The following is a 22,415-nucleotide window of genomic DNA, read 5'->3' on the forward strand; positions in this document are numbered from 1 at the left end:
CGGTCTTCGAACAACCTCAGACTACGAAGAAGCGCGATGGCCGCCAGCCCGGCCGCGCGCTGCGCTACGCCAAGGGCTTCGCGCGCGGCCTCTTACACCACCCCACGGGGCACTACCGATACGGTGCGACATGAAATGCGCCCTTGAGATTTGTGTCTATGATCGCGTCGATTTCGGCCGGCCCGTGTTCCAATGCGGGAAGAGATGCCGTCGTTCCGGCATTGTTGATGACAGTGTCAAAGACCCGTCCCTTCAGCGCGGCTTCCACCGACTCCGGGTCCGCCACGTCCATCTCTATCACATCGGCCTGCCCCCCTTCCGCCGCTATCTTTGCGGAAAGCTCAGACAAGCGGGCGACGCGGCGGGCGGCCAATGTGACGTCGACATCCTGCCCCGCCAGCAGTTCGGCGAAATGCTCGCCCAATCCCGAAGATCTGGCGGACGACTATCAATTCATCCCGGGCCAGTACGTCACGCTGCGCCGTGCCGGTGATATCGATGGTGTGCGGCGATGCTATTCGGTCAGCTCCGGCCGAGACGATGGCGAGTTGCGCGTTCTGGTCAAGCTGCTGGAAGGCGGAGCGTTTTCCTCTTTCGTTCATAGCGAACTGCCACCGGGCACCGAACTTGATGTCATGACGCCCGAAGGCACATTCGGATCAAAGATACGACAAGGCGGACCACGCACCTATCTCGCCCTGGCCCCGGGCAGTGGAACTACTCAAATCATTTCGATCATCCGCTCGGTGCTTGCCACCGAGGCCGGGGCCAACTTCATCCTTTTTTACGGCAGTCGAACGCTAAGTTCCATCATCTTCCGCGACGAATTGAACGATCTCAAGGATACCTATCCCGGACGGTTCTCTCTTTTTCATACACTGACGCGCGAAGGCACCGATTCCCCACTATTCTCGGGCCGGCTTGATGCGGAAAAGCTGCGCAAGTTCTCCGGTGCCCTGTTCGCTCCGGCAGAAATAGAAGATGCTTTTCTTTGCGGCCCCGCCGAGATGATTCAGGAACTCAAGACCGCGCTCCGCGACCTCGGCGTTGAAGAGAACCGTTTTCATGACGAGCTGTTCGCTCCCGCCGATGCTGACAATACCGCCACCGTCACGCTTGCGCCGCTTACGGCGGAAGCCGCCACTGGAGAAGGAGTTCAGGTCACGGCGATCCTTGATGGCACCGCCCGCAGCTTTGTGATGACACCTGATCAGGAAAGCGTGGTCTCCGCCGCCGCAGCAGGTATCGAACTACCCTATTGCTGCAAGGGCGCAATGTGTTCCACCTGCCGCGCCAAAGTTATCGAAGGCGAGGCAGAGATGACGCTGAACTATGCTTTGGAGCCTCGGTAGTTGAAGGAGAACTTTGTCCTGACCTGCCAGGCCCGTCCGAAAACCAAAAAACTGACAGTCGATTTCGACCACGTTTGACCTGTGCCGCTTTCCGCGACACCCCACGGGCGCGCGGGGCCGGGATCCCCAAGACCTTCGCCAAGTTGAAAGTCTTGGGTCCACGAAAACCCGCGTGCCAGTGTCGGCTAAAAGGTCGGATTCAGGCAAAGCGCACAGAACCCGATCTCAGCGGTCTTTTTGGTTGACGATCAGTTCTGCATTTTCGGGTAGTTCCGAAACAATGTTCACCTCGTCAGCACGAATTCGTGCATGCAGTTTGAAGGTATCAGCGGCGGCTGCTTCTGCGGCGGAAGCGTCGGCACCGTCTTCCAGCACAAGCGAGAGGCGGATCATGTCGCGATCGTTCTCGCGCGTTACCACGGCCTGCGCGGCCTTTGCGCCCGGCGTGCCGATGACAACTTCTTCAACCACGCGCGGATAAACGAAAATCTCGCGCACTTTGACCGCTGCCCCGACCCGTCCCTGCAATGCTGAAATCCGGCTGACGGTGCCATCCGCGTTGCTTTCCAGGGCAAAGGCGCTGTCGCCGGTGCCGAACCGGATCATCGGCCAGGTGGAATCGCGCGCGGTCACGACAACCTCGCCAGGATCGCCATGAGCGACCTGTTCGCCGCTGACCGGATCGCAGATCTGCACCACGCGGTCGGGATGAACCAGGTAGCCTTCGCCGCCATCCTCATAGGCGACAAGGCCCAGATCGGCGGTGGCATAGGCGGCCCAGGTGGACACGCCGTATTCGGCCTCGATCCGGCGGCGCTTGGCCATCCAGTCGCCCATCTCACCGCCGAGGAAGGCTGTCTTCACCTTCCATGCGTCGCGGCCATAGGTTTCGATCACCTTGTCCGCCAGCGTCAGGAAAAACGCGGTCGAAGCGCAGATCGAAGTCACGCCGGTTTCGGCGATGATCTGTGCCTGAAGCTCCGTATTGCCGACGCCTCCGGGGATCACCGTGGCGCCTGCGGCCTGTGCCGCTTCGTCGAACAAAAGCCCCGCGGGCACCAGATGATACATCCAGGTGTTCAGGATGATATCCCCCGGCCCCACGCCTGCCGCCTTGAACAGCCGGTCAAGGCCGTGGCCGCCACCGTCCGAAAGGGCCGGTTCGAAAATCGGGCCGGGGGACACGTAGATCCGCCCGACATCCTTCAGATCCGAGGCCAGGAACCCGCCAAAGGGCGGGTTCTCGCGCTGGATCTTCAGAAGCTCTTCTTTTTTCATCACTGGAAGACGCGAGAGGTCCGCCACCGATGTGACAGCTGCCGGATCGAATCCGGCAGCCGTAAATCGCGATTTCAGGCCAGGAGCTTTTTCGGCCGCAGCGGCATAGGCTTGAGCTATATCTTTGTAGATATCATCAGACATTTCCATGCCTCCTCGTCCAATCTGGTGTTAAAGCGGGCAGTCCTTACGGAAGTTCGGCGCGCGCTTCTCGCGGTGCGACAACACACCTTCCTTGACGTCCTCGCTCATGAAGCCAAGCATCTCCAGCGCGGTCGACGCATCAAAGATCGGCCCGGCCTGGCGCAGCCAGTTGTTCAGCGAATACTTGGTCCAGCGAATCGCGCTTTGCGAGCCGTTGGCCAGTTCGACGGCTGTATCCAGCGCGATCTGCTGCAGCTCGTCATCCTCGACGCACATTGATACCAGACCGATACGCTCGGCCTCTTCGCCCGACACCGGCTTGCAGGTCATCAGATAGTATTTCGCCTTGGCCATCGAGGTCAGCAGCGGCCAGATAATCGCCGCGACGTCACCGGCGGCAACACCAAGGCGGGGATGACCATCGACAATCTTGGCCTTCTTTCCGGCGATCGAGATGTCGGCCAGGATGGCAACCACAAGGCCTGCGCCGGCCGCAGGGCCATTGATCGCGGAAATGATCGGCTTGTTGCAGTTGATGATGTTATAGACGAGATCCTTGGCTTCTTTCCACGTCTTCATGATCTCGTGCGAATTGCCAATCATGTTTTCGATCAGGCTGAAATCACCCCCGGCGGAAAATGCCTTGCCCGCACCGGTCACGATGACCGAATTGATGTCTGGGTCACGGTCGATATCGATCCACATGTCCGTCATCTGGGTGTGGGTTTCGGCATCGACCGAGTTGAATGTCTCGGGCCGGTCGAACGTGATGCGCAGGACGCGATCCGCCGGGTAGTCAAATTTCAGTTTATCGTATTTTGCATAACGATCCGACATGGTTCTATTTCCTCCGTGGGGTATTGATTCAGCCAGGCAGTCCCAGGACGGCCTTGGACAGGATGTTTCTTTGGATTTCGTTCGATCCACCGTAGATCGTGGTAGGTCTGGCCTTGTAGAAACTCGCCAGAACATCGACACTTACGTTGCCGACCTGAAGCGGCCCGATGGAGCCGCCATCGGGACCGGCTGCTTCGATCATCAGCTCGGTGATGCGCTGGAAGCATTCAGTCACCCAAATCTTCAGCATGGACACATCCGCACCGAGCGTCTCGCCACGTTTGAGCTGATCTGCAAAACGGGCATAAAGCGCGGCATGATCTTCCACATCCAGTGCCGCCTGGGCAAAGCGGTCACGGAACACCGGATCGTCAAACGCGCCACGGCCACGGGCAAAACTTTCAAGCTGTCCCAGAGCGTTCTGGGCCAGACTTGGCGAACCGATGAAAATGCGTTCGAAGCTCAAGAGAGCCTTGGCCATCGTCCAACCCTTGTTCAGCTCGCCCACGAGGTTCTCGCGGGGCGTCCGTGCATTGTCAAAGAAGACCTCGCAAAACTCGGTCTCGCCCGACAGGGTCGTGATGGTGCGCACCTCGACTCCGGGTTGATCCATCGGAGCGAGCAGGAAACTGATGCCCTGCTGTTTCTTCGGCGCATCGGGATCGGTGCGCACCAGCATGAAAATATGCGTGGCGTCATGCGCCATCGTGGTCCAGATCTTCTGTCCGTTGATGACAAAGTCGTCGCCGTCAATCTCTGCGCGTGTGCGCAGGTTCGCCAGATCGGACCCGGCGCCGGGTTCCGAATAGCCCTGACACCAGATATCTTCGCAACTCAGGATACGCGGCAGCCAGTAATCTTTTTGTTCCTGGGTGCCGAATTTGATGATCAGCGGCCCGACCATCTGCACGCCCATGTCGCGGCCGCGATTGACGCCCCAGCGCTGCTGCTCTTCGTAAAAGATCAGCAACTTGGCGGCGTTCAGCCCCATACCGCCGAATTCAGCGGGCCAGGCTGGCGCGACCCAGCCCTTGGCGTGAAGCTTGCGGTGCCAATGTTCGATCTCGGCGAACTTCGGTCGGTGCGGCAGGTGACGCAGCTCCTCGGGATATTCCGCCTCGAAGAACTGGCGCACTTCTTTGCGGAACTCTGCATCGGTCATAGCGTTCCAGTCGGTCATTGTGCTGCCCCCTCTGCTTCGCGTGCCTCGAACCATATCCGCCTGTGATAGGCATCGTCGCCCAACCAGGCCGACAGCACCAGCGCCCGGTTCAGGTAGAGCCCGATATCGAACTCATCCGTGTACCCGACGGCCCCGTGCAGCTGGATGGCGTCGCGGGTGATTTTCTTGGCGGCCGTGACGGCGCGCGCTTTGGCGCGGCTGGCAATCGGGGCCCGAACCTTCGGATCGGTTTCGCTGTCCATCTGCGCAAGCGCCTCCCGCACTCCGGCCTGCGCGACCTCGCACATCACGTTGAGGTCGACGGCACGGTGCTGGATGACCTGGAATGATCCGATCGGCTTGTCGAACTGCTCCCGCGTCTTGATGTAGTCGAGCGTGATCTCGAAGGCGCGCTCGCTCAGGCCGACAAGCTCGGCCGCGGCAAGCGCCGTTGCATCGGCGACAGCTTCGGCCAGTGCAGTGAGAACCGCACCGCTGCTGGCCAATTCCGCGGCCGGAGTTCCCGAAAACGAAAGCTCGCCCAGAGAGCTGCCATCCGCCTGCGTCCGCTTGTCGATGACAAGCCCCTGCGCGTCTGCCTCAGCCAGAACCAGAACCGGACCATCATCCTGTTCGGCCACGACAAGGAACCCGTGCGAACCGATCGCACCGACGACCCAGGCCTTGCCACCGGTCAGCTTTCCGTCCGCGTATCGGCAGGTCGCATCGGCAGGCGCCCCGTCGGGGCCGCGTTCCTGCCAGGCAACCGCCAATGAAATTTCGCCGCCGATGAGCTGTGCCATCTTCGGATGATCCGGACAAAGGCGGCGCAGAAGGCCGAGGCTCAGACCGATCGTCGACACGACCGGTTCCGGGGCAATCACACGGCCGACTTCCTCGGCGATGACACCCCCGGCGGCTAGGCCCATGCCAAGCCCGCCCTGATCTTCGGGCACCGCCACGCCGAAAACACCGGCCTCGGCCAGTTCCCGGACCATCTCCGGATCGAAACCGCCCCCGGCATCACGGAGTTGTCGGGCTCTGTCACTTCCGCCCGCCCGTTCAAACAACGTGCGCACGCTCTCGCGCAACAGGCGAAGGTCTTCTTGTTCGCTGGAAAGGATATCAGTTTGTGTCATTTTGTTTTCGCTGGATCATCACGGGGGTGTCGGTCGAAAAAACGACCTCGCCCTCGGGGTTTTTGGCGCTGAGCGTATAGTGCAAAACACCTCTGTCGGGCTTGCTTTTTGACGGTGTGACCGAGTTGACCGTCAGTTCGACATCAAGGGGTTCGTTCGGGTGCACAGGCCGCAGCCAGCGCAAATTGTCAAAGCCCATGCCGCCGATATTGGCAACATCGACCATCATCTCGGTCATGACCGGCTTGAACACCTCAAGCATGGTCTGAAAGCCCGAGGCGATCAGGCTGCCATGTATGGCGGTTGCATAGTCTTCATCGGTGTGCAGCCGCTGCGGATCCCATTCCTTGGCAAAGGCCTTTATTGAATCCGCGCTCATCGGAGCGCTGCGAAAGCGATAGACTTGGCCCGGCGAGAAGTCTTCCAGATACCTCAAGAGGCACCCTCCTTTGCGAAACCGTCATCGTATCCGCTCGCATCCTTGGATATCCGGATGCGGTTGAATTCTTCCAGCTTCGGATAGGTTTCCTTGAACGCCACCAGGAACTCACCCATCGGCGCGTCGAAATAGAGACCACGGTCGTTCACATATTCCATGTGCCGGTGATTCTGTTCGTCGAACTCATGAAAGAGCGCGTCGTGATAGCCGTCGAAGACCAGGGGTTTGACCCCGAATCTTTCACACAGTTCCATGTTGAATGCAGGTGTCACCTTGTAGGCCTCATTCCCCAACCACAGCTGAACATAGCCGTGGTAGATAAAGAGATCGGTCCCCATCAACTCCTGCAACTTGGGTGTATTCAGGTGGTTGCGCACATCCGCGAACCCCAGAGCGGCGGGGATACCCACAGCACGCAAACAAGCCGCCAGAAGAATTGCCTTGGGAACGCAAAACGCCGCTTCCGCCCCAGCGATACGGCTGGCACGGTAAGAGTCCTCATCCAGCGCAAAACAATAGGGATCATAGCGAATATCGTCGCGCACCGCTTCGAACAGGCGGATCGCCTTGTCGCGATTGGTTGCGCCCACAGGGAGATCACGCAAAGCCGATGTCACGAAACCCTGCACTTCCAAGCTATCGCTTTCCACAAAGCGCGATGGCATGACATAACGCTCAGCTTCAGTCGGCAGGTCATCGTCAGACTTGTCCATTGGCCCCTCCTTTTTTCTAACAAATGTTAGATTACCGATTCAAAACCTGCCCGTCAACGGGATTTACTCTGTCTTTGGTTGGTCCAAGCCATAACGCGTATTGTCTTCGCCCAGAGTGGCTGCAACTCCGACCGAATTTCCGGAAGAACGGAACTCCGGCGCAATTGGCAGCGGCAAAGCAGGCGCGTCCCGGCCGGAGATTTTTACTGTCCGCCCGAACACGTCACGCGCTTTGAAATGCGGGTCGCGCGCCGCCTCGGCGGGCGTTTTCACGACCGAACAGCAGCAATCTGCCGCTGCCAGCAAAGGCTCCCAATGGGTCGAGGGGTGTTCCCTCAGACGACGTGCAACCTCTGCGGCGCAGGCATTGGGATCGGACCAGTCATCGCGAAGGGCCACCGGCAAACCAATAACATCGCAGAACGACTGCCAGAACTTTTCTTCCAACGCGCCGACGGCGATCTGACGCCCGTCCGCAGCCGAATAAAGCCGATATCGGGCCAGGCCACCCGTCAGACGGCTGCCACCGCTTTCGATGTTCTGCCCGGCAATCACACCTTCGGCATGGGCCCAATAGGCAAAGGCGAACGCCCCCTCGGCCATTGCGATATCCAGATGCGTTCCCTGCCCGCTTGCCTGCCGCGCAATCAGGGCCAGCAGGATATTCATCACCGCAGGATAGGTTCCGCCTCCGATATCGGCGACCAGCCCGAACGGGGCCGTTGGCTGGTCATCCGGTCCACGACTGAGCGACAGGATACCCGCATCACCGACGTAGTTGAGGTCGTGGCCGGCGGCGCTGGCCTTTGGTCCGGTCTGGCCATAGCCGGTGATCGAACAATAGATGAGACCGGGATTGATCTTGCGCACCGCTTCATAACCAAGCCCCAACCGGTCCATCACGCCGGGACGGAACTGCTCGACCAGAACATCGGCCCTCTCGATCAAGGGGCGCAGACGTTCCACTGCGCCCCTTGACTTGAGGTCGATGGCCACCGATCGCTTGCCGTGGTTCAACACGGCAAATCCGATGCTCTCTCCGTCGATCTTGGGCTCGGTTTGGCGCGCGTCCTCGCCGACTCCGGGACGCTCGAACTTGATCACTTCGGCGCCGACCTCGGACAACATGAGCGTCGCCATCGGACCGGGAAGAAGTGTGCTGAAATCCAGCACCAGGATATCCTTGAGCGGTTGAGCCATCTTCACTGCCTCAGGCGAAGCGCGCCGCGCCGTTGTTCAGAACAACCACGTCGCGTGCCGGAATAGATGCTCGAAACCGGGCCTCGCCGTCCTCTTCCCAGATTTCGAACCGCACGGTTTCGCCGGGATAGACCGGCGCCGAGAACCGAACATCCAGACCGACAAGCCGGGCAGAATCATAGTCCAGCAACGTCTTGAGAATCGCCCGGGCCGCCAGCCCATAGGTCGCCAGACCATGCAGGATCGGGCGGTCGAACCCGACAGAACGGGCAACATCCGGGTCAGCATGAAGCGGATTGAAATCACCGCTGAGACGATAAATAAGGGCTTGGCGCGGCAGGGTATTGATATCACATACATGATCAGGCGCCCGATCAGGCAGCACTGCGGGTGCCGGACCCGCCTGGTTTTCACCGCCGAACCCCCCATCACCGCGACAGAAAGCCGACATCGCCACGCGCGCCAGTTTTTCGCCGCTGTCCGCGTCGATAATATCGCGGCTTTGGTAAATGACGGCTCCCTTGCCCTCGCCCTTGTCGGCGATAAAGTCGATCTTGCTGCGGCCGACAATTCGGCCATGTGTCGGCAGCGGCTTGTAGATGTCGAGCCACTGTTCTCCGTGCAGCACTTTCTGCCAGTTCACGCCGGTTTTCGGATTGCGCAGCCAGAAGCCCGGATACCCCAGGGTAACGGCCATAGAGGGAACCGCCTTCAGACCGTCCTCATAGACAAAGGCCAGTTCTTTCTTGTCTGTCGGATCTTCGCCGAACCCCAGCCCGAGTGCGTAAAGGATGGTATCCCGCTCGGTCAGAGTCTGCTTGATCTCTTCGAAATCCCAATTCGAAAGTGCTTCGAAATCCAGTGGCATGATCTTTCCTCCCTTGATCGCCGTCAGAGCGTGTTTCGTGACCCCAGTATTGCCGTGACCTGGCTGGACAGCACACCGCCATTGCCATGCGCCAGCGCCAGATCAATATCCTTCAACTGAATGCCCGGCGCGTCGCCACGGATCTGACGGGCAGCCTCGATCACTGTGAAGATGCCGTACATCCCGGGGTGCACGCAGGACAGGCCGCCGCCATTCGTGTTCACCGGCAACACGCCGCCAGGCGCGATGCGTCCGCCCTCGACAAAGGCCCCTCCCTCGCCCTTCGCGCAGAACCCAAGATCTTCGAGAAACAAAATCGTGTTGATGGTGAAGGCATCATAGAGCTCGACCGCCTGGATATCCGCAGGGGTCACTCCGGCCGCCGCAAAGGCGCGCGCGCCCGAGTCGCGGGCCGCGGTCACGGTGAAATCCTTCATCTGGGAAATCTGCCGGTGCGAGCTTGCCGCAGCACTGCCCAGCACATAGGCAGGTGCCTTCGGGAAATCCCGGGCGCGGTCCGCGCGGACCATTACGATCGCGCCGCCACCGTCGGTGACAAGACAACAGTCGCGCACGGTCAATGGATCGCCCACCATGCGCGAACCCAACACGTCCTCGCGGGTCAGCGGGCCGCGCTCGAACGCTTCGGGGTTGCGCTGCGCCCAGGCCCGCGCGGCAACGGCCACGTCGGCCAGCTGTTCGCGGGTGGTACCATATTCATGCATGTGCCGCGCCGCCGCCATCGCATAGGCCGAGATCGGATAGCGCGGATTATACGGCGCCTCGTAGGCCGGCGGACGTGAAGCGGTCACCAGTCTGCCCGACGCGGTGCGCTGGTTGGAGCCATAAACAATCAGCGCGACATCACACAGACCGGCGTCCAGCGCCATGGTCGCGGACGTCAGGTAGTTTACGAAGGACGAACCGCCCGACATCGTGCCATCAATGAAACGGGGCTGGATGCCCAGATACTCCGCCGCCATAAGCGCCGGCATGCTGTCTTCCATCATGGTGCAAAACAGCCCGTCGACGTCGGACAGTTTCAGCCCGGCATCGCCAAGCGCCGCAAGCGCAGATTGCGCCATGACATCATAGGCCGTCAGGCCATGGGCTTCTCCGAGACCGGCATGACCGGTTCCCACGATGGCGGATTTCCCCCGAAGTTCAGTGGTCATGGCCTATCCCTCCGACGGTTTGAAAAGCACGGCCGGAACACCCTCGGCCTCGCCCACGAATGCGGTTACAGGCATGTCGATGACGACCTCACCCGGGGCAATGCCCTCGACCCGGCTCATCATCCGGACACCCTCGTCCAGCTCGACGACGCATACGTTGTAGTCGCCGCCCCGTTCGGGCTTTCGGCGCACGACTGTTGTGGTGTGGACCCGTCCCTTGCCGCCGGCCTGCTTCCACGAAATCGCGGTGCCATGACAATGTGGACACAGGACTCGCGGGAAAAAGTGATAGGCCCCGCAGTCGTCGCACTTGGGCAGCAGGATCTCTCCCTCTGCCAGCGCGCGTTGGAAAAGCTGGTCTGGTCCTTTGGCATCCTGCATTGGCGTTCTCCTTCAAGCGACCCAGTCTTTGTTTAAGCGTATTGATAATCTTTCTAACAATTGTTAGATTTAGTCAACCTTTCAGGATCAATTGAGAGAAACTCATGTCAGGTTCAGACTTAGCCCCCCTTTCCGGCAAACTCGTCGTTGCGTTGGAACAGGCAGTCGCCGCGCCTTTTTGCTCCTCGCGGCTGGCCGACGCCGGCGCGCGCGTGATCAAGATCGAACGCAAGGGCGCAGGCGATTTCGCCCGCGCCTACGATACCGCCGCCAACGGTGAAAGCGCCTATTTCACATGGCTGAACCGAGGCAAAGAATCGGTCGCCTTGGACATTAAAGCCGACGAAGACCGTGAAATCCTGCTCAGGATGCTGGAAAACGCAGATGTGTTTATTCAGAACCTGCTGCCGGGCGCGCTGGCCAAGCTGGGGCTCGATTCCGCGAGTCTGCGAGAGAGCTTCCCGCGTCTAGTGACCTGCGACATCACCGGATATGGCGAAGACGGCCCGATGCGCAACGCCAAGGCCTATGACCTTCTGGTGCAATGCGAGAGCGGTCTGGCATCAGTGACCGGTACACCCGACGGACCAGGACGGGTGGGCGTGTCGGTCTGCGATATCGCCACCGGTATGACAGCCCATGCTGGAATCTGCGAAGCACTTGTCGGGCGTGATCGCACCGGCAAGGGCAGCGGCGTTTCCGTGGCAATGTTTGATGTGATGGCCGACTGGATGTCGGTTCCACTGCTGTATCACGATTACCTTGGCAAGCCGACACCTCGTGTCGGACTGAACCACACGGTCATTTGCCCGTACGGGGCCTATGAATGCAAGGACGGTCAGCTTGTCGTCATTACCGTGCAACACAACGGCGAATGGCAACGGTTCTGTGAACACATACTGGGCGATGCGGCTTTGGCAACCGACCCCCGGTTCCATGACAACACGTCGCGAATTGAAAACAAACCCGCGCTCGAAGTTCTCATCAAGGCCGTGTTCGCCTCGCATGACCGCGCCGAGATGCTGAAGCGGCTTGACGCTGCGGGCATTGCCTCGGGCGCGGTGAACGACGTGGCGACCCTGTCCGGTCACCCCCAGCTCGACCGGTCCGTAATTCGCACGCCTTCCGGTGAAATCAACGTCCCGACCCCCCCGATCCGGCGCAGCCTCGGCGAAACGGCACTGGGCCCCTGCCCGGCCTTCGATGCGCAAGGCAAGGCCCTTCGCGCCGAGTTCGGCCGTCGTTCATAAAAAACGGTAGGCAACTAAGTGGACAATCAAATGACCGATGAGAACAATCCGGCGATCCTTCAAGACGTGAAGATCGTCGATCTGACTTCTGTAGTTTTCGGACCTTTGGCGACGCAGATGCTGGGCGATCTGGGGGCCGATGTGATCAAGGTGGAAGGCCCCGAGGGCGATCTTCTTCGCCAGGTCCAGCCATCGCGCAACAAGCTGATGGGTGCCGCTTTTCTGGGGGCCAACCGTAACAAGCGCAGTGTCGTACTCGACCTCAAAACACAAACCGGTCTCGATCAGTTGCGCAAACTGCTCATCGATGCCGATGTGATGATTTCGAGCATCCGGCCTGCGGCGCTTGCCAGATTGTCTTTGGAACCCGAAACCCTGCGCCAGGAAAACCCGAACCTGATCACGGTATCCGCCACCGGTTTCGGACAGGACGGGCCCTATGCCGCCAAGCCAGCATTCGACGATTCCGTCCAGTCGGTGTCGGGATTGGCCAGCCTGGCAACCTTGCGCGACCCCGAGGCACCGCCCGCTTATGCCCCGACAATTCTGGCCGACAAGCTTGGCGGGGTCACCGCCGCCTATGCCGTGATGGGCGCCCTGTTCCACCGCGAGCGTACGGGACAGGCCCAGCATGTCGAAGTTCCGATGTTTGAGACGCTGGCCGCCTTCCTGCTGGCCGAACATATGGATGGCGCCACCTTCGAGGAGGCTCCGCAGGATTTCGGCTATGCCCGCATGCTGGTTCCGCACCGGCGTCCGGTTCAGACCGCAGATGGCTACATCACAATTCTGCCTTACACCAACGTACAATGGGCGCGGTTTTTCAAGACGGTTGGGCGCAATGACATGATCGACCATGTCTGGGTCACGGACATGGACGCCCGTAGCCGCAACATCGGCGCAGTATACGATATGGTGGCGCACATTGCGCTGACCCGGACCACAGATGAGTGGCTTGACCTCATGGAGCAGGCCGACATACCCGCCATGCCAGTGCGCAACCTGTCAGATTTACCGAACGATCCCCATCTTGCCGCAACCGGGTTCTTTCAACGGATTGATCACCCGACCGAAGGTGCGATCTGGACGACACGCCCGCCGGTTCGCTTTTCGGCGACCCCTGCGCGACATGATCATCGCCCGGCCCCGCGACTTGGGGAACACAGCGACGAAATTCTGGGGCCGGGCAGGGAGTAGCCCCACCCGGCACCGGACGGATCAAACATCCATCGAGCGTGCGATCAGTTCCTTCATGATCTCGTTGGTGCCGCCATAGATCATCTGGACCCTGCTGTCGGCATAAAGTCGCGCGATGGGGTATTCCATCATGAAACCGTAACCGCCGTGCAGTTGCAGGCATTCATGCATGACCTCGTTCTGCGTCTGGCTGCCCCACCATTTCGCCATCGAAGCCGTGGCCGCATCAAGTTCGCCCGCTTCAAGACGCGCGAGCCCGTCATTTACGAAGGAGCGTAGCAATTCGGCCTTGGTTTTGCATTCCGCCAGTTTGAAGCGTGTATTCTGGAAGTCCATGATCCGGCTTCCAAATGCCTTGCGGTCCTGAACATATTTCACCGTTTCATCGATCGCAAAATCAATAAAACCGAGCGCGGTAATGCCGATCATCAGCCGCTCCCAAGGCAGCTGCTTCATCAGCTGGTAGAACCCCTGCCCCTCTTCCGGACCAAGCAGGTTCGCCGTGGGCACGCGCACATCCTCGAAGAACAGCTCAGCAGTATCCGAACCTTTCATACCCAGTTTCTTCAGGTTCCGTCCCCGGCGAAAGCCCTCGGCGCCCTCGGTTTCCAGAACGATCAACGAAACGCCCTTGGCGCCGGCGTTGCGATCGGTCTTTGCCACGATAACAACGAGATCCGCCGTGTGCCCGTTTGTGATAAAGATCTTCGAACCGTTGATCTTGTAGTGGTTGCCATCCTTTTCCGCATAGGTTTGTACGTTCTGGAGGTCAGAGCCCGTTCCAGGCTCGGTCATGGCAATCGCCGCAACGCTGTCGCCGCTGACCAGTTTCGGCAACCACTTTTTCTTCTGTTCCTCACTGCCATATGCGTTGAGATAATGGATTACGATGGACTGAATCCCATAGCCCCAACCCGTATCACCGGTGCGCCCCTGCTCGTAGACGGTAATCGCGTCGAACCCGATGCCGCCACCGAACCCACCATATTCTTCGGCAATCGAGCCACCCATGACACCCTGCTGACCGACTGTTTTCCAGAAGTCGCGGTCAACAATTCCCTGCTCCGCCCATTTTTCAATCTTCGGAGCCATCTCTGCATCGAAAAGCCTGCGTGTACTATCGGCGAACATCTTGTGTTCATCCACTGCCCAACTCGGGGAGTTCTTGATCAGAGACATGTTTTATTCCTATCGGTTCATGCTTGCATTGAAGAAATCTAACAAGTGTTTTATTTCCTGGCAATGAACCCGAGGCGTTCTGACGGGGCGTCACAAGGCTTCGGACCGTGCGCATCCGGATTTATCTAATCACGCGCCGCCCATTCGGCTCGTACAAAAAAGGCCCGCCAAAACAGGCGGGCCTTTTTGTAATTTTTTCGCAATGACTTACAGCCTGTCGGTCAGTTCGGGCACGGCGTCGAACAGGTCGGCAACCAGACCGTAATCGGCAACCTGGAAGATCGGGGCTTCTTCGTCCTTGTTGATCGCAACGATGATCTTGCTGTCCTTCATGCCGGCCAGGTGTTGGATCGCACCCGAGATGCCAACAGCGATATACAGGTCAGGCGCGACCACCTTGCCGGTCTGGCCAACCTGCCAGTCGTTCGGTGCAAAGCCCGAGTCGACGGCGGCGCGGGATGCGCCAACGGCGGCGCCCAGCTTGTCGGCCAGTTTCTCGATCAGGGCAAAGTTCTCTTCGGAGCCGACGCCGCGCCCACCGGACACGACCACACCGGCCGAGGTCAGTTCGGGACGATCCGATGCGGCGACCTTGTCTTCGACCCATTCCGACAGGCCGGGGTTGTCCCCGGCACCGATGCTTTCGACCGAGGCAGACCCGCCTTCGCCAGCGGCATCAAAGGTCGAGGTGCGGAAGGTGATGACCTTTTTCGCATCCGACGATTTGACGGTTTGAATCGCGTTCCCGGCATAGATCGGGCGCTCGAACGTTTTGCCATCGACAACGCCGGACACGTCCGACAGGACCATCACGTCCAGCAGCGCGGCAACGCGCGGCATGACGTTCTTGGCGTCCGTGGTGGCCGGGGCGACGATATGTTCATAATCACCGGCCAGCGATGCGATCAGCGCGGCGGTCGGTTCGGCCAGGCGGTGACCCAGCGATGCGTCTTCGGCGACCAGAACCTTGGTCACACCGTCGATCTTGGCGGCGGCGTCGCCTGCGGCAGCAGCAGAGGCGCCCGCGCACAGAACGGTCACATCGCCTAGGGCCTTGGCCGCGGTCACGGCCTTGGCGGTTGCGTCGATTGCCAGTTCACCATCGGTCACTTCTGCGAGAAGAAGAACAGCCATTATACAGCCCCCGCTTCTTTGAGTTTTGCGACCAGCTCGTCCACCGAGCCGACCATGATACCGGCCGCGCGTGCCACGGGCTCGGAGGTTTTGACGATTTCCAGACGCGGCGTGACATCAACGCCGTAATCATCGGCGGTCTTCTCATCCAGCGGCTTTTTCTTGGCCTTCATAATGTTGGGCAGCGACGCATAGCGCGGCTCGTTCAGGCGCAGGTCCACGGTGACGATCGCGGGCATCTTGACCTTGATGGTCTGCAGGCCGCCGTCAACTTCGCGGGTCACGACGGCACTGTCACCGTCGATGTCCAGTTCCGAGGCAAAGGTACCCTGCGACCAGCCCAGCAGGGCTGACAGCATCTGGCCGGTGGCATTCATGTCGTTGTCGATCGCCTGCTTGCCGCAGAGAATCAGACCAGGCTGTTCCTCTTCCACGACCTTGGCAAGGATTTTGGCCACTGCCAGCGGCTCGATATCATGGTGCACGTCATCCGCTGCAACGACCAGGATGGCGCGGTCGGCACCCATGGCCAGTGCGGTGCGCAGGGTTTCCTGCGCCTGTTTGACGCCGATGGATACCGCGACCACCTCTTCGGCCTTGCCGGCCTCTTTCAGGCGTATCGCCTCTTCGACGGCGATTTCGTCGAAAGGGTTCATCGACATCTTAACGTTGGCCAGATCGACACCGCTTCCGTCCGCTTTGACACGAACCTTCACGTTGTAGTCGATCACGCGTTTCACAGGCACGAGTACCTTCATTGGCGTGGTCTCCTTGAGTTTTGCGATAAGGTTTCAACCGAGCTAACGGTCTTTGAATTCTGGAGTTCTTTTTTCCGAAAACGCTTTCATGGCCTCGGGAAAGTCATGCGCGCACAGCAAAACGCTTTGGGCATCGCGCTCGATATCCAGCGCCTCGAGATAGCTGCACTCGGCTGCGGCGCGCATCACACGCTTGGCGGTCTGAACGCCAAACATCGGGTGCGTTGCAATCTCGCGGGCAATTTCCAGCGCCCGTACCTCGACCTGGTTGGCCGGCACGCATTCTTCGACAACGCGCAGGTCCCTGGCGGTGCGCCCGTCGATTTCACGGCCCGTGAGCACAAGCATCCGGGCAACGCCCGCACCGGCGCGCTGGTGAAGCAGCCAGCTTGATCCCGTGTCGGGACAACCGCCGACGCGTGCAAATACTTCGCACAGCCGGGCATCTTCGGCGGCAACGACAATGTCCGCCGACAAGGCCAGGCTGAGGCCCGCGCCAAAAGCCACGCCGCATACCGCGGAAATCAGAGGTTTGCGAAACAGATAGGCCGCGCGTCCGCCATCGTGAACCAGGTCCACCATTTCCGACGTCGCCCGCGCGCCTTTGGCGATCTCGGACTGAAACCCGACAAGATCGCCGCCGCTGCTGAAATGATTGCCACCGGTCATAACAACGACACGGATCGTAGCGTCCCGTTCGGCTTCGCGCAGAAGCGCCACCAGTTCTTCGACGAACCCGATGCTGTAAGGGTTGCGTTTTGTCGGCTGAAGAAAACGCAGGATTCCGACAGGGCCTTCCCTGTCCAGGCGAATAAGCTCAGTCATTCAAGTCTCCATCAGGTCCCGGTCCAGACGGGTGCTCGCTTTTCAGCAAAGGCCTTTGGGCCTTCAATCGCGTCGTTGCTGGCGTAAACCACCTCGTGAAGGCGCTTGCCCTCTTTCAGGCCACCCGCACAGCCCAGGTCCATGGTCGCGCGAACGCCGCCTTTCGCGGCAACAACCGACAGCGGGGCCGCGCTGGCAATGCGTTTGGCAAGGTCAAATGCCCTTGCGCGGACAGCATCGGGAGTGTCTTCGATATAGTTGGTGAACCCGTATTCGTGCAGGCGCTCGATCGGCATCAAGTCGCCGGTCAGAACGATTTCCATAAGGATGGGCTGCGGTAGCATGGACAGTGCCGGCGATGCCCAGGGCGATCCACGACCGATCTTTACTTCGGTGATACCGACCTTGGTCCCCTTGAGACCGACCCGCAGATCGCAATTCAAGGTCAGCATCATGCCGCCCGCCATCAGCGACCCTGTCATCGCCGCGATGATCGGTTTCTTGCAGGCGCGCATGGTCTCGTGAAACGGGTCGCGCATCTTGGTCAGAATATCGACACCCTCGTCGCGTGCGATTTGTGTGGCTTCCTTCAGATCCAGTCCGGCGCTGAAAACGCCGCAATCGGCAGAAGTCAGAATGGCCACACGAACGCTGTCATCCGCCTCGATCTTCTCCCAAGCGTCGGTCAGCCCGTTCGTCGCCGCCACGGAAAGCGCGTTTTTACGTTCGGGCCGGTTGATACAGACGGTCGCAATTCCGTCTTCGATCTTCACGTCAATGGGGCTCATGATACCTGCTTCGCTTTCTCGGGACAATCTAACTGCGGAAAGCTTCCCCGCGACATGTCTGCCGCGGGGAAGCTCTGTCTTATTCGACGGTGAACGTCGCGGAGCTGTGCTTGATGACATCCCAAACAACGTCAAGATAGTCGGCGCTCCAGTCGGTCAGCGGAACCCAGGTTTCGCCATTCCACTGCTCGACCCGGGTCTTGCCGCCACCACCGTGGTCTTTGTCGGTCACTGTAACCGGGGCCATGATGCCGTTTCCATCGAAGTTCTCGATCGATTCATAGGCATTCTTCATGCTTTCCGGTGTGATCGGCCAACCGTTTTCAGTAATTGCGATCCGCGCGGCTTCGAAACCGGCCGAGTAGATCGCCATGCCCGTGTTGTAGTACACGTCGCGCACCAGGCTCTCGGGACCGCTGCCCTTGCCATTGGCATAGTAGGTGTCCAGCATCGTCTTGACGATCGGAACTTCCTGGCCACCGGCCACGTTGGTCCCGCGCAGGATGCCTTTCGCCTCTTGTGCGCCGATATTGGCGATATCGACTTCGTTCAGCCAGTTCACCGACAGATAGTGGTCGATCGGGAAACGGTTGCGGCGCATTTCCTTCGAGGCGACCACATGCCCGCCCGCCAGCAGCCAGCTGATCACGTAGTCAGGCTTGTCGCGGCGGATTTTGCTCCATGCGCCGGCCTGATCCGACCCGGGAAGGGGTACGGGATACAGCTCCAACTCGAACCCTTCCTTTTCGGAAAGCGTTTTCAGGATCTCGATCGGTTCCTGGCCAAAGGGATAATCCAGATAGATGAACCCGATCTTCGCCTTGCTCAAGTCACCGCCCATCTGACCCTTGATGAAGGCAACGTCATTTGCCGCCTGCTGCCAGTACGTCGGACCGACCGGGAAAACCCATTCGAACACTTCGCCGTCCACCGCGTCACCGCGGCCAACGAAAGACTGCATCAGTACGTTACCGTCCTTCATGGCACGCGGCAAAACCGCGTTCGTGACCGGCGTGGACAGAAAGTTGAACAGGAACACGCCTTCGCGCTTGAGCTGCTCGTAGCATTCCACACCGCGCTGCGGTTCGTTGCCGTGATCGCGAATGATGACTTCAACCGGATGACCTTCGATACCGCCATTTTCGTTGGTGTACATCGCCAGGTCCTGCGCGGCCTGGGCCACCTGCGGTGAAATGAACGTGTAGGATTTACTAAGGTCGAAGCAGAGTCCGAAGCGGATAGGCTCCTTGTCCTGCGCTGAGGCAACAGTCGCGCTTGCTGCCAGTGCAGTAGCAACGGCCACTGCCTTAATGTGCTGTTTGACTTTCATGTTATCTATCTCCCGTTGGTTTAGTGTAGGGCGGTGATACCGTTCCGTAAGCGCCACTGCCGCCCCGCGTAGCGTCACACTTCCTGCAATCAGTCATTCACTGCTCGTATTTCGCGGAACTCTCTTTAACCACACCCCACACAACGTCCGTGTACTCAGAGATCCAGTCGGTTTGCGGCACCCAAGTCTCTCCGTCCCACATTTCGATACGGGTCTTGCCCCCGCCGCCATGATCTTCGGCCGTCACCGTAATGGGGGCCATCAGCCCGTTCGCGTCATAGCCCTCAAGCGACTCCAGTCCGGCCTTGTAGGATGTCGGAGTGATCGGCAGCCCCTCGGCTTCCGCCGCCTTGCGCGCGGCTTCGAACATGATCGAATACATGGCCAGCCCGGTGTTGTAGAAAACGTCCTGCGTCTTCTCGATCGGGCCGGATCCCTCGCCCTTGTCATAAAGCTCGGCCATGATTTCCTGATACAGGGCAATATCCTGACCGCCCACGACATTGGTCCCGCGCTTGATACCTTTGGCGGCCTCTTTACCGATGTTGGCGATATCGACTTCGTTCAGCCAGTTGACCGAGATGTATTTGTCCATCGGAATGCGATTGCGCTTCATCTCTTTCGAGGCAACCACATGGGCACCGCCCAGCATCCAGACGATCACATGATCGGGCTTGTCGCGGCGCACCTTGGACCACACGCCGGCCTGGTCGCTGCCAGGCAGTGGCACGGGGTACAGTTCAAGCTCGAAACCCTCTTTCTCGGACAGGGTTTCCAGGATCTCGATCGGCTCCTGCCCGAAGGGATAATCGAAGTAAACAAACCCGACCTTCACATCTGACAGATCGCCGTCATGCAATTGCTTGATGTAGGCGACATCGTTGGCGGCCTGTCCCCAATAGGTCGGCCCGATCGGATAGACCCAATCGAAGACGGTGCCATCAACGGCATCGCCGCGCCCGACAAGAGACTGCATCAGGATACGCCCGTCTTCCATGGCCCGCGGCAGGATAGCCAGAGACACCGGAGTGGACAGGGTATCGAAAACAAAGACGCCCTCGCGGCTGAGTTTCGAGTAGCACTCGATTCCGCGCTGCGGTTCGTTCCCGTGGTCACGCACGATGACTTCGACCGGTTCCCCACCGATGCCGCCCTTCATGTTGATGAGCTTGGCAAGGTCCATCGCGGCCTGCGAAACCTGCGGCGTGGCAAAGGTATAGGCTTTGCTGAGATCGTAGCAGATGCCGATCTTGAATGGCTCGGCCAGCGCCTGGGTGCCAAACATTGCTCCGCCGAACATTGATAATACGGCCAACGCTTTGGTAAGTTTCTTCATTTGTTCCTCCCTGAACAGCTTCTGATTAGTACCTCAACTCAACCAACGTTTGCGTCGGCTGTAGTGCTTGACGTTGTGAAAATCGGTCTCTCCGCCGCCTAGATAGAACTCCTGAATGTCGGAGTTAGATTTGAGCGCCTCGGCGGTGCCGTGCATAACAACGCGGCCGTTTTCGATAAGGTACCCTTGCGAAACGATTTCCAGAGCCGCCAAGGCGTTCTGTTCCACCAGCAGGACGGACAGGCCCTCATCCTTATTGATCTTTTGCAGGATGCCGAAGATTTCCTCGACCAGGAACGGAGCAAGCCCGAGACTTGGTTCATCAAGCATCAACAGCTTCGGCTGGGTCACGAGGGCCCGCCCAATGGCAAGCATCTGTTGCTCACCACCCGACAAATAGCCTGCTTGCGAATTTTTGCGTTCGGCAAGCCGCGGAAAATATCCGTAGATCTTTTCCTTTTCCGCATTCAGCGTTGATCGGGACATTCCGCGTGGCGCGGCGGCGGTCAGGTTCTCGTCGGGGGTCAGGTGTTCGAAGACCCGCCGCCCTTCGATGACATGACAGATGCCCATCTCGACGCGTTTTTGCGCGAGCGCTTCGGTAATGTCCGTTCCCTGGAACGTTATCTCACCTCGGCTGATGCGTCCGCGCTCGGCTTTCAAAAGACCGCTGATCGCTTTCAACGTGGTGCTTTTTCCCGCTCCGTTAGAACCCAAAAGTGCGATCATCTCGCCCTTTGGAACCTGAACCGAAACACCTTTGATCGCCAGCATTACATTGTCGTACAGCACCTCGACACTGTTCATGGACAGAATGTTCTGGGCTTCAACTTTTTCTTGCATCGGCATTCCCCTATTTCTTGAACTGATCGAAGGGCCAGACCATCAGATAGTCTCTGATGTTGCCGTAGAGTTTTCCCAAACCGAGTGGTTCGATCAGAAGGATAATGACGATCAGTGCGCCATAGACTGCGTTCGGGATGTGAGCGAGTGTTTCAACATCGATCTGCATGCCAAGCCCGTCACTCAACGTGACGACGAGACCGTTCACGATACCCGGAACAAGAAGGATCAGGGCAACACCGAAATAGGAACCGATAATGCTGCCAAGGCCGCCAACAATCACCATCGCAAGAACCTGGATCGAAACGGCAACCGAGAATTGCTCGGGTGCGGCGAGAAAGAAAAAGGTGGCAACAAGCAACGCACCGCTGACGCCTGCGATGAACGAAGAAGTCGCGAATGCGAGGATTTTGTAGTAGAAACTGTTCACACCCAGGATCGCGGCCGCAAAGTCTTTTTCCCGGACAGCGACCAAGGCGCGACCGAGTCCAGTCCGCTTGAGATTAAGCATGAAGATCGTCACCAACACACACCAGCCGAAGGCGACATAGTAGAAGCCAGTATCAGTGGTAATCTCTTGCCCGAGCAGCGCCAATGTCGGTGACTGGAGCGACGCGTGTGAGCCCCCCGAGATCGCCGGAGAGTGGGTCAGAACCCAGTCCATCACGAATTGCATAGCGAGAGTAGTGAGAGCGAGATAGAGGCCCTTGACCCGCAAAGCGGCAAAAGCGAACAGGCTGCCGATCACGGATGACGTCAATCCGCCGATGATAAGGGCGAATTCCCACGGCACCCCGAAACGCGCGGCATGGATCGACGAATACGCTCCAACGGCCATGACTGCAGCATAACCCAAGTGAAGTTGGCCTGCCCAACCTGTCACCAGATTCAATCCAAGCGCGGCGGCCGTCCAGATCAGCCAAGGAAGCATGTAGCTGTTCAGATAAAGCGACGGGATGATGAATGGCGCGGCAAGGCCAATCAAGAAGATGAATGCTGTCAGATTCCGGTCAGCAGGCACCTTGAAGATTCGGCTGTCCGAAACGTAGTTGGCGTGATGGACGCCAGAAAGTCTGTAAAACATGCC

23 protein-coding genes are annotated in these 22,415 nt (G+C 59.2%); 3 read left to right on the plus strand and 20 right to left on the minus strand.

The genetic code is table 11. The features are described from left to right. Positions 1-112: 112 nt before the first annotated feature. Complete coding sequence (locus KJP28_RS20140) at positions 113-424, minus strand: SDR family NAD(P)-dependent oxidoreductase (protein ID WP_185959051.1); 312 nt, start codon at positions 422-424, stop codon at positions 113-115. Here KJP28_RS20140 and KJP28_RS18975 point away from each other — a divergent pair. Further along, positions 375-1,352, plus strand: a complete 978-nt coding sequence (locus KJP28_RS18975; protein WP_218394077.1) for an FAD-binding oxidoreductase — start codon at positions 375-377, stop codon at positions 1,350-1,352. The two genes, KJP28_RS20140 and KJP28_RS18975, sit on opposite strands and share 50 nt — an antisense overlap. Before the next feature lie 225 nt (positions 1,353-1,577). Here the strand turns inward: KJP28_RS18975 and KJP28_RS18980 are convergent, their stop codons facing one another. The 10 genes from KJP28_RS18980 to KJP28_RS19025 form a co-directional block, all read right to left on the minus strand. Continuing rightward, positions 1,578-2,774, minus strand: coding sequence for a phenylacetate--CoA ligase family protein (locus KJP28_RS18980; RefSeq protein ID WP_229669281.1), 1,197 nt, complete (start codon positions 2,772-2,774; stop codon positions 1,578-1,580). A gap of 27 nt (positions 2,775-2,801) precedes the next feature. Further along, positions 2,802-3,701, minus strand: coding sequence for an enoyl-CoA hydratase/isomerase family protein (locus KJP28_RS18985; RefSeq protein WP_336245365.1), 900 nt, complete (start codon positions 3,699-3,701; stop codon positions 2,802-2,804). Next, positions 3,640-4,791 carry an acyl-CoA dehydrogenase family protein gene (locus KJP28_RS18990; RefSeq protein WP_136340186.1) on the minus strand — a complete coding sequence of 384 codons (1,152 nt, stop codon included), beginning with the start codon at positions 4,789-4,791 and terminating at the stop codon, positions 3,640-3,642. The genes KJP28_RS18985 and KJP28_RS18990 overlap by 62 nt, the downstream gene beginning before the upstream one ends. Then, entirely contained in the window at positions 4,788-5,912 is a 1,125-nt protein-coding gene (locus KJP28_RS18995) for an acyl-CoA dehydrogenase family protein (RefSeq protein ID WP_142494375.1), read from the minus strand. The genes KJP28_RS18990 and KJP28_RS18995 overlap by 4 nt, the downstream gene beginning before the upstream one ends. Beyond that, entirely contained in the window at positions 5,899-6,348 is a 450-nt protein-coding gene (locus KJP28_RS19000) for a MaoC family dehydratase (protein ID WP_027264320.1), read from the minus strand. Before KJP28_RS19000 ends, KJP28_RS18995 begins: the two co-directional genes overlap by 14 nt. Continuing rightward, positions 6,345-7,064 (minus strand): transglutaminase-like domain-containing protein, encoded by a 720-nt coding sequence (locus KJP28_RS19005; protein WP_028284916.1) that lies wholly within the window; start codon positions 7,062-7,064, stop codon positions 6,345-6,347. The genes KJP28_RS19000 and KJP28_RS19005 overlap by 4 nt, the downstream gene beginning before the upstream one ends. 63 nt (positions 7,065-7,127) lie before the next feature. After that, complete coding sequence (locus KJP28_RS19010) at positions 7,128-8,264, minus strand: CaiB/BaiF CoA transferase family protein (protein WP_142494376.1); 1,137 nt, start codon at positions 8,262-8,264, stop codon at positions 7,128-7,130. Positions 8,265-8,274: 10 nt separating this feature from the next. Next, positions 8,275-9,132, minus strand: a complete 858-nt coding sequence (locus KJP28_RS19015) for a MaoC/PaaZ C-terminal domain-containing protein (protein ID WP_185959052.1) — start codon at positions 9,130-9,132, stop codon at positions 8,275-8,277. Between the two features lie 23 nt (positions 9,133-9,155). Beyond that, positions 9,156-10,307, minus strand: coding sequence for a thiolase (locus KJP28_RS19020; protein ID WP_142494377.1), 1,152 nt, complete (start codon positions 10,305-10,307; stop codon positions 9,156-9,158). Between the two features lie 3 nt (positions 10,308-10,310). Then, positions 10,311-10,688, minus strand: coding sequence for a Zn-ribbon domain-containing OB-fold protein (locus KJP28_RS19025; RefSeq protein WP_057796766.1), 378 nt, complete (start codon positions 10,686-10,688; stop codon positions 10,311-10,313). Between the two features lie 104 nt (positions 10,689-10,792). On the opposite strand from KJP28_RS19025, the gene KJP28_RS19030 reads away from it, so the two are divergent. Next, a complete protein-coding gene (locus KJP28_RS19030) occupies positions 10,793-11,938 on the plus strand; it encodes a CaiB/BaiF CoA transferase family protein (RefSeq protein ID WP_142494378.1) in 1,146 nt (381 codons plus the stop codon). Positions 11,939-11,968: 30 nt separating this feature from the next. Then, complete coding sequence (locus KJP28_RS19035; RefSeq protein WP_142494379.1) at positions 11,969-13,135, plus strand: CaiB/BaiF CoA transferase family protein; 1,167 nt, start codon at positions 11,969-11,971, stop codon at positions 13,133-13,135. Positions 13,136-13,156: 21 nt separating this feature from the next. Here the strand turns inward: KJP28_RS19035 and KJP28_RS19040 are convergent, their stop codons facing one another. The 9 genes from KJP28_RS19040 to KJP28_RS19080 all read right to left on the minus strand — a co-directional run bounded on the left by KJP28_RS19040 (position 13,157) and on the right by KJP28_RS19080 (position 22,412). Further along, complete coding sequence (locus tag KJP28_RS19040) at positions 13,157-14,314, minus strand: acyl-CoA dehydrogenase family protein (RefSeq protein ID WP_081979662.1); 1,158 nt, start codon at positions 14,312-14,314, stop codon at positions 13,157-13,159. Between the two features lie 207 nt (positions 14,315-14,521). Further along, positions 14,522-15,448, minus strand: coding sequence for an electron transfer flavoprotein subunit alpha/FixB family protein (locus KJP28_RS19045; protein ID WP_142494380.1), 927 nt, complete (start codon positions 15,446-15,448; stop codon positions 14,522-14,524). Next, the gene (locus tag KJP28_RS19050) at positions 15,448-16,206 is read right to left on the minus strand and encodes an electron transfer flavoprotein subunit beta/FixA family protein (RefSeq protein WP_028284925.1); all 759 of its coding nucleotides are present in this window, start codon (positions 16,204-16,206) and stop codon (positions 15,448-15,450) included. Before KJP28_RS19050 ends, KJP28_RS19045 begins: the two co-directional genes overlap by 1 nt. A gap of 42 nt (positions 16,207-16,248) precedes the next feature. Beyond that, a complete protein-coding gene (locus KJP28_RS19055; protein ID WP_142494381.1) occupies positions 16,249-17,031 on the minus strand; it encodes an enoyl-CoA hydratase/isomerase family protein in 783 nt (260 codons plus the stop codon). 11 nt (positions 17,032-17,042) lie between these two features. Further along, positions 17,043-17,819, minus strand: coding sequence for an enoyl-CoA hydratase/isomerase family protein (locus KJP28_RS19060; protein ID WP_028284927.1), 777 nt, complete (start codon positions 17,817-17,819; stop codon positions 17,043-17,045). 79 nt (positions 17,820-17,898) lie between these two features. After that, positions 17,899-19,149, minus strand: coding sequence for an ABC transporter substrate-binding protein (locus tag KJP28_RS19065; RefSeq protein WP_218394078.1), 1,251 nt, complete (start codon positions 19,147-19,149; stop codon positions 17,899-17,901). A 97-nt stretch (positions 19,150-19,246) separates the two neighbouring features. Continuing rightward, positions 19,247-20,485: an ABC transporter substrate-binding protein gene (locus KJP28_RS19070; RefSeq protein WP_407496257.1), complete on the minus strand. Its 1,239-nt coding sequence runs from the start codon at positions 20,483-20,485 to the stop codon at positions 19,247-19,249. A gap of 33 nt (positions 20,486-20,518) precedes the next feature. Then, positions 20,519-21,328, minus strand: coding sequence for an ABC transporter ATP-binding protein (locus KJP28_RS19075; RefSeq protein WP_043753147.1), 810 nt, complete (start codon positions 21,326-21,328; stop codon positions 20,519-20,521). Positions 21,329-21,338: 10 nt separating this feature from the next. After that, a complete protein-coding gene (locus tag KJP28_RS19080) occupies positions 21,339-22,412 on the minus strand; it encodes a branched-chain amino acid ABC transporter permease (protein WP_028095207.1) in 1,074 nt (357 codons plus the stop codon). Positions 22,413-22,415 lie beyond the last annotated feature (3 nt).

Origin of the sequence: Maritimibacter dapengensis, assembly GCF_019218265.1 — a bacterium.
GTDB classification, from domain to species: domain Bacteria; phylum Pseudomonadota; class Alphaproteobacteria; order Rhodobacterales; family Rhodobacteraceae; genus Maritimibacter; species Maritimibacter dapengensis.